This window comes from Acidovorax sp. KPB24-07 (assembly GCF_057543315.1).
On record NZ_BAAJYS010000842.1, the window covers coordinates 1 to 752 of the forward strand.

Annotated in this window: 1 protein-coding gene; it reads left to right on the top strand. The window is 72.2% G+C overall.

All coding sequences use genetic code 11. From position 1 onward, the window contains the following. The first annotated feature begins 167 nt into the window (after nt 1–167). A complete protein-coding gene (locus tag AC27IQ_RS26190; protein WP_487091392.1) occupies nt 168–725 on the top strand; it encodes a gamma carbonic anhydrase family protein in 558 nt (185 codons plus the stop codon). The last annotated feature ends 27 nt before the right edge of the window (nt 726–752 follow it).

The window sequence follows — 752 nt, forward strand, 5'->3', positions numbered from 1 at the left end:
CTGAAGGCGGCCATCGTGGGGGCTGACGGGGCGCAGTCCGTGGCGGCCAGCACCGCTCGGGGCGCCGGGCGACGCGCCGCTGCGGTGAGCGCCGCGGCGCACGGGGTTCTTGCATAAGATCGCTGCCGACGCCAACGTCCCGCCCCTTTCTCTCCGGACCGCACCCCATGCCCCTCGCCCCCTACCTCGACACCGCCCCCGCTCTGGACGCCGGCGTCTACCTCCACCCCTCGGCCCAGGTGATCGGCGATGTGCACCTGGGGCGCGACAGCTCGGTGTGGTGCAACGCGGTGCTGCGCGGCGACGTGAACCGCATCGTGGTGGGCGAATGCTCCAACGTGCAGGACCTGGCCATGGGCCACGTGTCGCACCGCCATCCGGGCAAGCCGGACGGCTCGCCGCTCGTGATCGGCAGCCACGTCACGCTGGGCCATTCGGTGATCCTGCACGGCTGCACCATCGGGGACGAGTGCCTGATCGGCATGGGCAGCATCGTGATGGACGACGCGGTGGTCGGCGACCGCGTGATGCTCGGCGCCGGCAGCCTGGTCACGCCCGGCAAGGTGCTGGAGAGCGGCTACCTCTACACGGGCCGCCCGGCCGTGCGGCAGCGGGCGCTGACACCGCAGGAAATCGCGTACCTGCGGTATTCGGCCGAGCACTACGTGCGCGTGAAAAACAACTACCTCGCGGCGCCGCCGCAGGCGGGCGCGGCGGCGGCCTGAAGCCCTCGCCGCGCGGCGCGCTCTTTC